Origin of the sequence: Faecalibacterium sp. Marseille-Q4896 (genome assembly GCF_017377615.1) — a bacterium.
Classification (GTDB): Bacteria; Bacillota; Clostridia; order Oscillospirales; family Ruminococcaceae; genus Faecalibacterium; species Faecalibacterium taiwanense.
On sequence record NZ_JAFREG010000002.1, the window covers coordinates 1 to 12,767 of the forward strand.

The window sequence follows — 12,767 nt, forward strand, 5'->3', positions numbered from 1 at the left end:
CAGATTTCCCATATTGTCCTGTGAGCTTCCCAACGCCGGCTTTTGACCAGTGCAGGTCACAGTAGGGTTACTCCAAATGGATAGAGTAGCGTTTACACGCAATACATTACGCGACTTCGTGTCGCACTTCGCCTTCGGGATCATTGATAATAATATCATCGTCCGTCACCAGAAACGCATTGGCAATTTCACGCTTTGCCGAGAAACTTTTACCGGAGCCGGGAGTACCCAGAATCAAGCCATTCGGGTTTTTCAGCTTCTTGCGATCCACCATAATCAGGTTGTTGGACAGAGCATTCAGACCGTAGTACAGCGATTCTTTTCCGCTCTGGTACAATTCCTGCGTGGTAAAGGGGATGAAGATAGCCGTGCTGCTGGAGGTCAGTCCCCGCTGAATTTCGATCTGGCAGTCTGCCAGCGGCAGGCTGCTCATCAGACCCTGCTCCTGCTGGAAGTCCAGTCGGCACAGGTTGCAGTTGTGCTTCTGGGCAATACTGGATGCCTGAAAAACATTGTTTTCCAGTTCCTGTTCAGTCCTGCCGGTGTTCAGCACCAAAAAAGTGACGAGGAACATCCGCTCGTTCTGGCTCTGCAATTCTTTCAGCAGAGCCTTGGCATCCCTGCCGTAGGTCGCCAAATCCGACGGAATGATGTCAATATCATACCCGGCACGGATAGCTTTTTTCTGCTCCTCGATCTTGCTGCGGTCCAGTTCCGTGATGGTGCGCTTCACCGTCTTGATGGCACGGTTCTGGTCAACGGACTGGATGTGCATGGTAACGATCTGGCTGGAATCCATGTCCAGAAAATCCTTCAAAAGCTGGTCGCTGATGTCGGATGCCGTGATGCTCAGAAAGCTGACGGCGCAGAAGATACCGCCCATTTGGAAGGTGCGGCTGTTCTTGAAGGCAAAGGCGGTGGGCGCAATGGCATCCTTCGCGGAAAGCCCGCTTTTCACAAGGTCTTTCCAGTCAAAGTGAAACTTGGATGCGCCATCCATGTTGAACATATCATGCATGAGCTTCAGCCGCTGGACACCGTTCAGGGATTTTGCCTGCACCCCCAGCCGGTGGAAGTTATTCAGCAGGTCATTCTGGATGTGGTCGAGCCGGGGCTTGACCTGTGCCATGCTCTCGCCCTCCACACCAAAGGTGATGAATTTGGTCTTGGTCAGACCATTATTGCCCTTGGCAAGCTGCTGGCGCAGCATCTGGCTGTACTCCGCACGAACATCATCGAAACCGTCCTTCTGGAACGGAATGCGGATGCTCTTTTCAAACTCGGTGCTGTCGGTTGCCATGTTCACAAAGGACAATTCAAACTTAATGCTGGAATCGAAGAAGTTCAGAAAACTGCACCATTCCTCGAAAATGGCGGTCTTGTCCTCCTGCTGCGCCAACTGATAATTGATGTCCTGATACTGGATGGTGCGGGTGTAGTAGTTTGCTTTCACCCGGCAGGTGCCATCCTCAAACATCCGCTGCATGGGGATGGACTGCTGGGCGGTCCGGGGCACGGCGGGTTTCTGCGGTTTTTTCTTGCCGTCCTTACCGGTCTTTTTCCAAAACGGAATCATAGGTTGCGCCTCCCTTCATCAAAATCGCATAGTAGTTGTTGGTCTTGTAGGGGCGGATCTTCGGGCGGACAAACCGGGACTGCACATAGTACGACAGCAGCTTTTCCATGGGCTGACCGTTTTTCTCGTACATCCCAAGGAAGAACGCCGGCAGCATCACCGCCATCATACCGAGGGTGGCAGCAGTGTTGCCGCCGGAATCCCGGAGAACAAAAAACAGCGGCACTCCAATGAGAGCCGCTGTGCCAAAGCAGACAAGCTGCCGTTTGGTCAGGTTGAACGCGACCTTCGATTTCACTTTCGTCAGGTCACGGGGAACTGAAATATACGCAGCCAATAAAGCACCTCCTTTAGTGCGCTCCGAGGACGGATTTCGTCACCGAGCTGGTCTTGAACAGGCTGAAACAGAGCAGAACGGTGTAGCCCACAATGCTCCAAATGGAGTTGATGGCATCCCCGGAAATCGCTACGCTTTGGATCAGCACCGCATAAATGGCAACACAAATCAAGATCAGGAAGCCCTGAAAACCCAGTGCAAACAGGCATTTCAGGTAGTTCTGCCCCATGTGGCTCTGCTCGTGGTTGCCGAAGGTCGCCATGGGGATGGGCGCAAGGCTCACCATGCAGTAAATTTCAATCATTCTTCCGTAGACGATGACGAAAATAACGATGGACAGGATGCGCATGGTGATGCCAATGAAGAAGGACTGCAAAAACAGCCCGAACAGGGGACCAACGTCCATCTGCATCAGGCTGGATTGCAGCATGGACAAGCCAATGTCGTTGACACGGGTATTTCCGGCAATGATGCTGCTGGAATCGGATACCACCTTTTGGGTGACATCGAACACCGCCATCACGATGTCAAAAGTATTGCTGATGAGCCACACCGAAATAGCAGTCTTAAAAATCCAGCGCATGATGAGGGCAGGCTCAAACTGTGCCATATTGTTGTGCTGGGTAATCATCTCGATCAGTTCGTAACAGGCGATAAAGGTCAGGATGATGCCTGCAATGGGCAGCACCACGTTCCGGGACAGCGATTCGATCATGGCGAACACCCGTGGCTCAAAGCTGGAGGGCTTGGTGCCCACCTGCTGTGCGATGTTGCCCACTTGGGTGTTCACATCATCAAACAAGCCGGAGAGATTGGACATAATGCCTGCCGTCAGGATGCCTTTGATCCAGTCGGCAATGGCTTTGAGAACGGTTTCCATTCAGTCACCGTCCTTAGCTGAAATGGTTGATAAGGGTCTTGAGGAGATTCAGGAGAAAAATAATGTGGGTCAAAAACTGCATAATAGCACCGCCTTTCATGGATGGGTGGATAAAAACGCGGCTTGGAGCACGGACATTTAATAAAACTGCAAGCTGCAGAGGGCTTTCCGCTGCTGCTCAAGCCGCTGTATGGAACAATGCCCTCATTTCATCTATCATTTTTGATTGATGAATGATAGATGAAATGATATGAGCAAACACAAAAAGTGTTCGACGGAAACAAAAAAGCCGACTGCTTTTCGGCAATCGGCAAATCATAATCAAAGCTATATAGCTGTTTTTATAAGTCGGCGAACAGGAACCTTATGATAAACATCAAGGATGCGTTTTTCTCCATTTCGCCAAAAGGGGTTCATATAATAACAATCGCATTCTTTACAATACCAAATGTATTCAGCTTCTCCGTTGATCTCTAATGTGAATGCCTTCATTTTTAGAAGCGGATGCCACGGGCAATGTTTCTGAAGCTTTTCTTTTTGACGATCAGCTTTGCAAAGTCCAAAAAGCTTACCACATTTTAGAGGGGGCGGATTAAACTTAAAACGACTATCAATGGGATTTTCTATATAATCATTGAAGTTTGATAATCCAAGTTGATTGAGAGGTCTATAATGAAGCCCTGCATTATGTTGATTTTTTGCCATTATAACAATCCTTTCTCAAGCAAGCATTTTGCCCTCCAGATAGGAGCAGCGGAGATAATCAGGATTGGTGTAGTATACGTTGGAATTGAAATCGGAGATCTCATCCGTGATAAACGACGAAAAAACATCCAGAATTGCCTGTGCAGCATCTTCATCTTTCATGGTGGACAGCACCAGCCCCTGATACAGCATTCCGATGGAGGTTGCAGAAGGGACCGTATAGCGGCACTCCGCAGCAGTATCAAAATCCCCATCCGGGATGTTGAGATCTTCAATCAGCTCATCTGAAACCTGCTCAAAGGACAGACAGTGGTTTACTTCTGCCAGCCGGAGCTGCCGTTCGATGCCGGCTTTTGTGAAGTGACGAATCACATCCTGCCGATGATTTTTGGTCTTACGGGCGATGGTCTCGATCAGGCTGCAAACGTAGAGAACATCATTTTTCTGCTTTTCGGTCATGGATGGATTCACTCCTCTCAAAGGTCAGGCAGTGCAAAGCGTTTACGGTATGAAAGCTGATCTGGTGTGTTGGATGCTTGAACTTCGCCAATGCCCAAAATGCTTCACGGCTGATCTGCCCGGACGTAAATCCATTGACATAGTCCCAGATGGTGTCATCTGCCATGGGACCCTCCACAATATCATAGGGATGGGTTTCGCCTGCACGACATTTTGCAATGAAATCCAGCCATTCGTCCGACATTTCAGGGAAACGCAGGATTTTCAGGTCAGGATTCTCTACATAGCGATAGACGTTCACAATACCATCGGCAGAACGGCGGTCTGCCCAGCGGTAGGCTTGTTGATAGCTGTTCGTGCAGTAGAATCCCCAAGAAAAGTCCTTTGTATACCGTGTGATGCGGATTTCGGGATAGACAACTTCTTCTTTACTGCCATGATACAATAAAATCTCGCTCATCTGATTCACCTTCTGTATGTGAGATCGTTACTATGGCTTTCCTTATTATAAATATGTACCGGGCGGCAATCGCCGCCCGCTGTTCTTAACCGAACAGACCGCTCAGCAGGGGAATCAGGGTAATGCCCACCAGAGCAACGCCGCCGCCAGCCATGAGCTGCTTCATGCCCTGACTCTTGCTGCCGGGGTTGTCGTTACCATAACCTTCCAGCAGGTTGATGGCACCCCAAACGCCGAGACCGGCACCCAGAGCGACAACCAGAGTCTGAAGAACTTCGATAGCAGAGTTGAAGAATTCCATAGTCTTTTCTCCTTTATTATAAAGCGTTTCCGGTCGTTTGTACACACCCGAAATCTTGTAGTTTTACGTTGCATAACCGCAGCAAGGCTGATTTTCTGGTGCACCTTTCTGACCGGGATAAAAATAAAACCGCCTACCGGGTCAGGCAGACGGGAGCGAATCAGCATCCACCACGATGAACTCATCTCCGGGTTGGATTTTTTCTTTGCGGTTCAGATATTTTTCAATATCGAAGGTGTTTTTGGGGTCGTAGTCCGAGGTCAGCTTGTAGTTAGGGTGCTGGGTCAGGTCGTACTTGTCGCTCAAAAACGGTCTGACGCCACGCAACTGCAAAATACACTTGCCGCCGTCCAGCACCGCCAGCTCGTCCCGGCTCAACAATTCGTGGCCCATCTTTTGGAACGTAGTGCCGTAACTGGGGCTATTGCCACGGGTGTCTGAGGTGTTGAAGGCGTCGATGGTCTCCTTGCCCAGCATCTCGGACAAGTCTTTCAGGGTGGTCGGCTCACTGCCGCCGAGGAAAATCTGGCTGTCCATGTTGCCCACAATGGTATCCGCGTTATCCTTGTAAATGGCTTTCAACTGGCTTCTCGCCTGCAAAACAAGGCAGGCGGAGATCTCACGGCTGCGGATGGTGGCCACCAGCTTTTCCAGATTGGGAATCTGCCCGATGTTGGCGCACTCGTCGATGAGACACCGTACATGAACGGGCAGCTTGCCGCCGTATACATCATCTGCCTTGTCGCACAGCAGATTGAAAAGCTGGGTGTAGACCATGCTGATGAGGAAGTTGAAGGTGCTGTCCGTATCGCTCATGATGAGGAACAATGCCGTTTTCTTATCGCCCAGCGTGTCCAGTTGCAGCTCATCGTACATAGTGAGGTCACGCAGCTCTTGGATGTCGAAGGGGGCTAATCTGGCACCACAGGAAATGAGGATGGATTTTGCGGTCTTGCCGGCAGCCAGCTTGTAAAGTTTGTACTGCCGCCCGGCAAAGGAATTGGGCTTCTTTTTCGCCAGTTCTTCAAACAGCAGATCCACCGGGTTCTGATATTCCTCGTCATCCTCCAGCACCTGCATGGTGTTGAGCATTTCCAGCAGGGTGGCGAAATTTTGCTCCTCCACCGGGGCTTCATAATGCAGATAGGCGATCAGGGCAGTGAGCAAAAGACGTTCGCTTTTCTCCCAAAATGGGTCCCCACCGGACCCTTCGCCTTTGGTGTTGGTCATCAGGGTTGTGACCAGTTTGAGAATGTCCTTTTCGCTGTGGACATAGGCGAAGGGGTTATAGTGCATGGACTTTTTGAAGTTGATGGTGTTCAGGATTTTCAGCTTGTAACCGTTTTTCAGAAGTGCGTTCCCGCACTCGACCACGATACTACCTTTCGGGTCAGTGACCACATAGGAACTATGACATTGTAAAAGGTTGGGTTTAAGCCAAAATCTCGTCTTGCCGCTGCCGGAGCCTCCCACCACCAGCACATTTTTGTTCCGGGCGTTTTTGGGGTCCGGTGGGCGGTTGGACATCATCAGCCGTTCCGTTTTGGTCAGGATGATGTTGTCTGCAAACTTGGGTGCCATGAACGGCTCAATATCCTTGGCGGTGCCCCACCGGGCAGAGCCGTACTCCATGCCGTGGCGGTACTTCTTGGCGTTTTTTCCACGCAAATAGACCGCCAGCCGTAACCCTGCACCGCAGCACAAGCCCACCAGCAAATCGAGCGGATGCAAGCTGGGCAGCGGGTTCGCAAACGCCACCGGAACGGTGCCCATCATCGCCATGATCTTATCCCCCAGCTCTTTGCCCTCGGCAAGCCGCCACGCTTCGCCAATGTTGGTTGCCACCAGCCCCAGCAAAATATAGGGCAGATACAGTGCCAGCAGCTTTGTCAGCTTTTTCGTGGTCACAGTCCACGCTCCTGTTCCTTATGCCGGACTTTGCCGGGGAGTTCTGCCGCCGCCTGCACCAGTTCATGCAGTTTTGCCAGCACCGAGGGGCGTTTGTCTTTGTTCAGCAGAGATGCCGAATACTCTTTGAACGCCGAGTTGAAGGCTTCTGCATCCGGGGCTTTGAAAAAGACCAGATACCGGGGCGGCACTTCGGAGGTGTCCTTGCGGATGGCATAGTCGATGCCGTACTTTTTGGCGTAGCGTTCCAGCCCACGGATGCCGGTCTTGCTGATCTCCACGCTGGACACACCCCGGTTCTGCCGCAGAAGAGTGCGGACACTTTGCTTACCTTGGGATGTCTTGGACTGGTACAGCCGAAACGCCGCCTTTACCGCCCGGAGGACAGTCCGGGCAGACAGCTTTGTGGTGGAGATCATAATGTTGAATGACTTCTGTTCGATTTCTTCCTGCAATGCCATCACCTCCCGTGCAGCAGGGTGATTTTAGCGGTCATGCTCTGCCGGGGGCTTGGTGCGGGGCTTTTCTGCGGGAGGTTCATCAGGCACCGGCAGCACCAACAGACGGTTGCCTAGCTTCAGAAAGGTTTCAGGCTGATGGAAAAGCTGCTCGTACTTCTGCGCCAGTTCTGGGGTCAGGGATGCAAAATCCTCCTCGCCCAATCCCACCACTAGAAAGTCTCCGGCAATGGCATCGTACATCTGCCCGTTCTCATCCCGCAGGGCACGATTCAGGGGCAGCCCCATGAGCTTACCATCGTCATTGCAGATGATAGCCACCGGGTCTGCAAAGGGGTAAACAGCAGCAATCGTGCCGCCCACCGCCTCCTGCAAGGCTTTCAGGTTGTTGTCAATCTCGACCTGCTGCGGATACTGTCCCGGTGGAATTTTCAGCACCGACAAGGTGTTCTCGTTCTGTTCCATTATCGTCCTCCTCGAATTTGATAGAGATCTCCTGCCCGGCATGGGCGGCGTTCAACAGAGCTGCCACGAAGAAGCCGAAAAAAGCGCCGGCTTCAAAAAATGCGAAACCGATAAAAAAGTTCAGCATGGCACACCTCACTCCATGCAGATGCAGGGCAGCTTCTGGTCGTCTGCCATCAGGGTGATGCTGTGGCTTGCCAGATACTTCTGGAACAGGTAGACCTCATCAATGGTCAGCGAGATGACCTCGCCATCCATGTTGGTGCGAGCCAGAATCACCGGGCCAGTCAGGTAGTGCTTGCCGCCCATCTTCAGCACCTGCGCAGGGTTGTAGCAGAGCAGCAGCGAGGTGTTGGGGAGGTTCAGGTAGGCATCGTCCTCCTCAAAACAGGGCAGGATGCCCGGAGCTTCGTCCAGCGTGATGACGGTCAGCTCCATATCCGGGGCAATGGCTGCAAGGTAGATCTCGCCGCCCCGGTTTACCGCCAGTGCAGCGCAGATGCGCACGTCAATGGTGATCTCCTCGGAGCGGATGGTACGGGTAGCGTTGTTTTTCATAGGCGTTTTCTCCTTTTGTTTGCAAAAGAAAAAGACCCCATCGGGTCTTTCGTTACGGTAAGTCAGCGTTCATTCTGCCGCTGTTGTTTGCGCTGCCACTGTTCCAGCAGCTTGATGATGGTGTCCTCCATCTGTTTCGGGGTGTAGCTGCGCGGGAAATACTTCCGCAGGGTGTCGTTTTTGATGACCACCTTGTCCAGCTCGTCCTTTTTCTCTTCTCCCATGACCGCAAAGGCAACGTCATACGAGAAGTGCCCTTCCTGCGCCAGCTTTTTAAGCCGCTGCGCTTGGGAAAGGGACGGTGCATTCTGGGTGTCGTTCATCGCTTCTAAAAAATCCCGCTGTTGGTTCGTGTCGAGATGCGACAACTCCACAGCGGGATTAAAGGCAATTTTCTTTTCGTCTACCATGTCCAGCAGTTCGGGGATGAGGTTGGTCAGGCGGATGAATCGGTGCACCTGACGTTCACTTTCGTTTGCGTCTGCGCTCACTTGCGATACGCTCCACAACTTCTCGCCAACTTGGCGAGAAGTCAAATCCGACCTAGCACCTTGATTTTTTAGAGCCTCCAGCTTCATTTTGTAAGCGAAAGCCCTTTCACTGGGCAAGATGTTTTCACGTTGGAGATTCGAGTCCACCATGAGCAAAACTGCGGCATCATCATCCATGTTGCGGACAATGACCGGCAGGGTGTCCAGTCCAGCAAGCTGTGCAGCGTGCTGACGGCGGTGCCCGGAGATGATCTCATAGCCACCTTCCGGGCGTGGGCGGGCAATCAGCGGAGACAGCACACCGTACTGTTCTACGCTCTCTACGGTGCGCTGCATGGACTCGTCGTCCAAAACCTTAAAGGGGTGGTTCTTGAAAGGGAACAGCTCTCCAATGGGGATCTGTTGCACCTGCTCTCGTTGCTGCTCCTGTCGGGATTCTTCCGTGGAGAAAATGTCATCTGCCCCTTTCAGCGACACGTTTAAGCTGCCTTTCGGCATTCGCCATCACCTCCTTTGTCAGAGAGCGGTAGGCTTCTGCCACCTTGCCTTTGGGGTCGTGCTGGAAAATGCTCTTACCCACGGCACTGATCTCTGCAGCACGGACAGACCGGGGAATGGTCTGGTCAAACACCTTGATCTTACTGCCGTAGGCACCTCGAATCAAATTGTCGATTTGCTGCCCGTAGTTGGTGCGGCTGTCGGTCATAGTCAGCAGGATGCCCTCAATTTTCAGTTTGGGGTTGATCTGCCGTCGGACCTTCTGCACGGTCTGCAAAAGCTGTTCCAGACCTTTTGCGGAAAGGTACTGCGCCTGCACAGGAATCAGGGTGGTGTCTGCCGCTGCCAAGGCATTGACGGTCAGCATCCCAAGGGAAGGAGTGCAGTCCAGCAGAATGAAATCGTATTCATGCTTTGCCCCTTCCAGCACCTGTTTGAGCATCTTTTCCCGGTTCATGCAGTTGACGAGAGACACTTCCAGCCCTGCCAGTTCAATGTTTGCCGGAATCAGGTCAACGCCCTCTGCATGATGCAGGATGCCCTCACCGGGTTGGATGGGCTGGTCGTTCATGGCTTTTGCCATCAGGGTGGAAAGGGTAGTGGGCAGTTCATCGGGCTGCTGCCAGCCCATGCTGATGGCAATGTCCGCATGGCGGGCAAATATAAATCTGCACGCAGTGCACACAACTAGCCATAGGAGCGAAGCGACTATGGTCAAGCTGCCCTGCGGGTCAGCGTCCACCAGCAGAACTTTTTTGCCCTCCATTGCCAGCCCAATGCCAAGATTTTCACAGGTGGTGGTCTTGCCGGTGCCGCCTTTCTGGTTGACGATGGCAATCGTAGTAGCTTTCTTTGAAATTTCTATCACCCCCTGATACTCAAGTCGTGATTGGCTTGGTTCTGGTAGTAGAGCTGCATAGTGGTCGGTGCGTTGTACAGAGAAGCAAGCAGATACTGTTTCATGTTCCGAATCGGGCTGCTGTTCTCTGCAAGGCACTTCAATACAAATTTGATGTGGTCGGCATTCAGCTTCATAAATCGGCTGCGCACCACCTCAGCAGGGCGGTCATCCCCGGCAACTCGCAACATCTTACGCTTGGTTGCACAGGTATCCACCAGCAAATCAACGATCTGGTAGATGATGTCCTCGTCATCCGGGCAGAGCCGGAGCAGGAGTTCCACTTCCAAAGACTGCGAAAAATATTCTTCCAGTTGTTCACGTTCGCTCATCCAGTCGTTTTCTTTCGAATCGAAGGGATAAGTCTCACTCATTTCAGTATCATTCTCTTTAGTCTTATTACATCGTGATTTTGCAGGGTCTTGACACGCGATTTTGAAGTCACAAGAATCGTCATTATCACGATTCTTGACGCTCTCTTTTGAAGATTCTGCTGAAAAGTTTTTCACATACACCAAACTTGGCTTTCCTTGTCCTCGGCGTTTTCGTTCAATCAGACCAAATTCTTCAAGTTCCCGCAGCAACTTGGTCGCTTTGTTGTCTGCGCAACACAACGCCCTCTTGACATCCTCTATCGTGAAGATAATGAACACCCGGTTCTGCTCGTCCAGCCAGCCGTTTTTCACAGACAGGCTCATGCGGTCCAGCAGGATGCCGTACAGGGTTTTTGCATCGGTGGACAGACTCTGGAACCGTGGCTCCTGAAAAAGAGCCTTGGGAATGCGGTAGAATGAAAACAGTTCTCCGGCTTGTCCGTAAAAGTAGTCAAGGGTCATGTGGCTTTTTCAACGTTTTGCTCCAGCTTGTGTTCAAAAAATCAACCGCCTTTCGTTTGAAAATAAAAAGCGCACTCTTTTCTTATTGAAAAGTGGTGCGCTATGTAATATAATGGCTATATAATTTAGCTATCCAAAAGATAGTCGATGAGATATTCTTTCGGAATCATGAAAGATCGTCCGACTTTCAGGCAGCGAATTCTATGTTGATGGATTCTTCTGATGATGGCAGTCTGGCTTTTGAAACCGAGTAAAGTTGTTGCTTCTTCGACAGACAGCACATCAGGATAGTTCACAAATAATTTTTTATAATACTCTTTTGCTTGATTTTGATTCATTATCCTTGACTTTCCTTTCGTTTTGTGCCTAAGCAGAGGAGCGTTTTGCCCTGCATCCCTCCTGAACATCCCTCCAATTTCCATTTGGGCGGTCCAAACCGAAAAAACAGAGTAGAGGAAAAACGCATCGAAAAATCGTGGATATTTCAAATTATTGTTCGTTGAGGCGTGAATTTTGCCTTTGCACAGTGGGAACCAGATATCACTAGATATCACTGGATGACACCAGATGGAAGATGAGGATAAAAACTCAAAATCCCTTGTGCTAATAACACGTGTGGGTTCGACCCCCACCACCGGCATAAAAAGGAAGCCCTCCAGCTTGTCTGGGGGGCCTTCTTTTTATCTGCGGCGTGTGAGCGGGTCGAACAGCACGACCCTGCACAGCAGGGGAGCAATCAGCCCTGCGGGCTGTTGCTCAGTGCGCGGGAGACCCCCACCACCGGCATAGAAGCCAATCAGGCATTCGCCCAAGTGCCGTTAAGTTAAGAGGCTAAAGAAAAATAGACTTCATCGAAAAGATGAGGTCTATTTTTTTTTGAAAAAGATCAGAAACAGATTTTACGCACCCTTTGCCGGATATGCCAAGGCCCCCACAGAACACGGGCTCTGCAGGGGCCTTGCGGGCAATATTTTACAGCATTTTGACCGCCAGTGCTTCACTGGTGCGATCCTGTGCGGCGTTGGCATTTTCGGGGTCGTCCATGGTGTAGCGCAGCACCAGCACTTCAGCCACATACAGCAGCGCCACCTTGACCGGGATGTTGCCGGAGTCCAGCGGGCTTTCCTGCGCACCACACAGCAGCACGATATCCGCCAGCTTTGCACCGGGCGAATCCTCATAATGGGTGAGCAGAATGATCTTTGCGCCCGCCGCCTTGGCCGCGCGCAGCGTTTCCAGCATATCGCGGGTAGCGCCGGAATAGGAAACGAACAGCACCACATCCTCCGGGGTCATCAGGCTGGCCGTGATCAGCTGCATATGGCTGTCGCCTGCCGTGCGGAACTTGGTGGAGATGCAGGCAAAGCGGGCGCAGATATCATTTGCAATATACATGCTGCCGCCCTGACCAAGGCAGTACACCTGCCGGGCCTTGTGCATCAGCTCCGAAGCCTTGTCCACCGCCTCCGGCGAAAGATTGTTCTGGGTGCCGTTGATCGTAGTCATCAGCAGGGCGCTGGCGTGCTCGCACAAAGTTGCCGTGTCGGCATCCGGCTCCGGCACATGCTGGTTGACCAGTGCACCGGTGGCGTTGGCCTGCGCCAGCGCAATGCGCATTTCATGATAGCCCTCAAACCCCAGCGCCCGGCAGAAGCGGAACACCGTTGCCTCTGCCACACAGCACTCCTTTGCCAGCGAGGAGATGGACAGATACTGTGCCTCTGCCGCGTGCTGCACAAGATAGTCCGCCACGGTGCGGCCCGATTTTGTCAGGTCGCCCTGATGCTGCTGCAGCAGCTCCCAAAAATTCGTTGCCATTTTTCTTTTTCCTCTTTTCCGGCGCAGCAGTCCACCGACCCGGATCAGCTGCCGACCGTTTCATTCACCTTTATAAAAAGTATAAAAGAATCGTCCCCGCTTCGCAAGAGACGCATTGC

16 protein-coding genes and 1 pseudogene are annotated in these 12,767 nt (G+C 51.8%); all 17 read right to left on the reverse strand.

Annotated elements, in window-relative coordinates; genetic code table 11:
* Positions 1-133: 133 nt before the first annotated feature.
* Positions 134-1,576 (reverse strand): annotated as a pseudogene (locus tag J3348_RS03915) (conjugal transfer protein TraE); the annotation flags it as partial.
* On the reverse strand, positions 1,548-1,913 hold the full coding sequence (locus tag J3348_RS03920) for a PrgI family protein (protein ID WP_112146658.1): 366 nt from the start codon (positions 1,911-1,913) through the stop codon (positions 1,548-1,550). The pseudogene J3348_RS03915 and the gene J3348_RS03920, both read right to left, overlap by 29 nt.
* 13 nt (positions 1,914-1,926) lie before the next feature.
* Positions 1,927-2,793 carry a VirB6/TrbL-like conjugal transfer protein, CD1112 family gene (locus J3348_RS03925; RefSeq protein ID WP_117506353.1) on the reverse strand — a complete coding sequence of 289 codons (867 nt, stop codon included), beginning with the start codon at positions 2,791-2,793 and terminating at the stop codon, positions 1,927-1,929.
* A 327-nt stretch (positions 2,794-3,120) separates the two neighbouring features.
* Positions 3,121-3,498 (reverse strand): hypothetical protein, encoded by a 378-nt coding sequence (locus J3348_RS03930; RefSeq protein ID WP_133303651.1) that lies wholly within the window; start codon positions 3,496-3,498, stop codon positions 3,121-3,123.
* 15 nt (positions 3,499-3,513) lie between these two features.
* Positions 3,514-3,957 (reverse strand): hypothetical protein, encoded by a 444-nt coding sequence (locus J3348_RS03935; RefSeq protein WP_015565208.1) that lies wholly within the window; start codon positions 3,955-3,957, stop codon positions 3,514-3,516.
* Positions 3,935-4,417 carry a DUF3990 domain-containing protein gene (locus J3348_RS03940; protein WP_117477590.1) on the reverse strand — a complete coding sequence of 161 codons (483 nt, stop codon included), beginning with the start codon at positions 4,415-4,417 and terminating at the stop codon, positions 3,935-3,937. The genes J3348_RS03935 and J3348_RS03940 overlap by 23 nt, the downstream gene beginning before the upstream one ends.
* 85 nt (positions 4,418-4,502) lie before the next feature.
* Positions 4,503-4,718, reverse strand: a complete 216-nt coding sequence (locus tag J3348_RS03945; protein WP_055186938.1) for a Maff2 family mobile element protein — start codon at positions 4,716-4,718, stop codon at positions 4,503-4,505.
* Between the two features lie 141 nt (positions 4,719-4,859).
* On the reverse strand, positions 4,860-6,626 hold the full coding sequence (locus J3348_RS03950) for a VirD4-like conjugal transfer protein, CD1115 family (RefSeq protein WP_117506354.1): 1,767 nt from the start codon (positions 6,624-6,626) through the stop codon (positions 4,860-4,862).
* The gene (locus tag J3348_RS03955) at positions 6,623-7,087 is read right to left on the reverse strand and encodes a PcfB family protein (protein WP_117950360.1); all 465 of its coding nucleotides are present in this window, start codon (positions 7,085-7,087) and stop codon (positions 6,623-6,625) included. The genes J3348_RS03950 and J3348_RS03955 overlap by 4 nt, the downstream gene beginning before the upstream one ends.
* A 24-nt stretch (positions 7,088-7,111) precedes the next feature.
* Entirely contained in the window at positions 7,112-7,549 is a 438-nt protein-coding gene (locus J3348_RS03960) for a DUF3846 domain-containing protein (protein WP_207698359.1), read from the reverse strand.
* Positions 7,476-7,676 carry a hypothetical protein gene (locus J3348_RS03965; protein WP_207698559.1) on the reverse strand — a complete coding sequence of 67 codons (201 nt, stop codon included), beginning with the start codon at positions 7,674-7,676 and terminating at the stop codon, positions 7,476-7,478. Before J3348_RS03965 ends, J3348_RS03960 begins: the two co-directional genes overlap by 74 nt.
* 8 nt (positions 7,677-7,684) lie before the next feature.
* Positions 7,685-8,107 carry a hypothetical protein gene (locus tag J3348_RS03970; protein WP_207698360.1) on the reverse strand — a complete coding sequence of 141 codons (423 nt, stop codon included), beginning with the start codon at positions 8,105-8,107 and terminating at the stop codon, positions 7,685-7,687.
* 62 nt (positions 8,108-8,169) lie between these two features.
* Entirely contained in the window at positions 8,170-9,096 is a 927-nt protein-coding gene (locus tag J3348_RS03975) for a ParB/RepB/Spo0J family partition protein (RefSeq protein WP_207698361.1), read from the reverse strand.
* Positions 9,053-9,961 carry a ParA family protein gene (locus tag J3348_RS03980; RefSeq protein ID WP_207698552.1) on the reverse strand — a complete coding sequence of 303 codons (909 nt, stop codon included), beginning with the start codon at positions 9,959-9,961 and terminating at the stop codon, positions 9,053-9,055. The genes J3348_RS03975 and J3348_RS03980 overlap by 44 nt, the downstream gene beginning before the upstream one ends.
* Positions 9,961-10,830 carry a DUF6017 domain-containing protein gene (locus J3348_RS03985; protein WP_207698362.1) on the reverse strand — a complete coding sequence of 290 codons (870 nt, stop codon included), beginning with the start codon at positions 10,828-10,830 and terminating at the stop codon, positions 9,961-9,963. The genes J3348_RS03980 and J3348_RS03985 overlap by 1 nt, the downstream gene beginning before the upstream one ends.
* Before the next feature lie 125 nt (positions 10,831-10,955).
* The gene (locus tag J3348_RS03990) at positions 10,956-11,471 is read right to left on the reverse strand and encodes a helix-turn-helix domain-containing protein (RefSeq protein WP_097776410.1); all 516 of its coding nucleotides are present in this window, start codon (positions 11,469-11,471) and stop codon (positions 10,956-10,958) included.
* A gap of 331 nt (positions 11,472-11,802) precedes the next feature.
* Positions 11,803-12,648, reverse strand: coding sequence for a MurR/RpiR family transcriptional regulator (locus J3348_RS03995; RefSeq protein ID WP_097775097.1), 846 nt, complete (start codon positions 12,646-12,648; stop codon positions 11,803-11,805).
* Positions 12,649-12,767: the final 119 nt, after the last annotated feature.

What these genes read in the sequence shown, in the direction of transcription:
- J3348_RS03925 (WP_117506353.1), bottom strand. Translation starts at nt 2,793, where the DNA reads ATGGAAACCGTTCTCAAAGCCATTGCCGACTGGATCAAAGGCATCCTG.
- J3348_RS03930 (WP_133303651.1), bottom strand. Translation starts at nt 3,498, where the DNA reads ATGGCAAAAAATCAACATAATGCAGGGCTTCATTATAGACCTCTCAAT.
- J3348_RS03935 (WP_015565208.1), bottom strand. Translation starts at nt 3,957, where the DNA reads ATGACCGAAAAGCAGAAAAATGATGTTCTCTACGTTTGCAGCCTGATC.
- J3348_RS03940 (WP_117477590.1), bottom strand. Translation starts at nt 4,417, where the DNA reads ATGAGCGAGATTTTATTGTATCATGGCAGTAAAGAAGAAGTTGTCTAT.
- J3348_RS03945 (WP_055186938.1), bottom strand. Translation starts at nt 4,718, where the DNA reads ATGGAATTCTTCAACTCTGCTATCGAAGTTCTTCAGACTCTGGTTGTC.
- J3348_RS03955 (WP_117950360.1), bottom strand. Translation starts at nt 7,087, where the DNA reads ATGGCATTGCAGGAAGAAATCGAACAGAAGTCATTCAACATTATGATC.
- J3348_RS03960 (WP_207698359.1), bottom strand. Translation starts at nt 7,549, where the DNA reads ATGGAACAGAACGAGAACACCTTGTCGGTGCTGAAAATTCCACCGGGA.
- J3348_RS03965 (WP_207698559.1), bottom strand. Translation starts at nt 7,676, where the DNA reads ATGCTGAACTTTTTTATCGGTTTCGCATTTTTTGAAGCCGGCGCTTTT.
- J3348_RS03970 (WP_207698360.1), bottom strand. Translation starts at nt 8,107, where the DNA reads ATGAAAAACAACGCTACCCGTACCATCCGCTCCGAGGAGATCACCATT.
- J3348_RS03975 (WP_207698361.1), bottom strand. Translation starts at nt 9,096, where the DNA reads ATGCCGAAAGGCAGCTTAAACGTGTCGCTGAAAGGGGCAGATGACATT.
- J3348_RS03985 (WP_207698362.1), bottom strand. Translation starts at nt 10,830, where the DNA reads ATGACCCTTGACTACTTTTACGGACAAGCCGGAGAACTGTTTTCATTC.
- J3348_RS03990 (WP_097776410.1), bottom strand. Translation starts at nt 11,471, where the DNA reads ATGCCGGTGGTGGGGGTCGAACCCACACGTGTTATTAGCACAAGGGAT.
- J3348_RS03995 (WP_097775097.1), bottom strand. Translation starts at nt 12,648, where the DNA reads ATGGCAACGAATTTTTGGGAGCTGCTGCAGCAGCATCAGGGCGACCTG.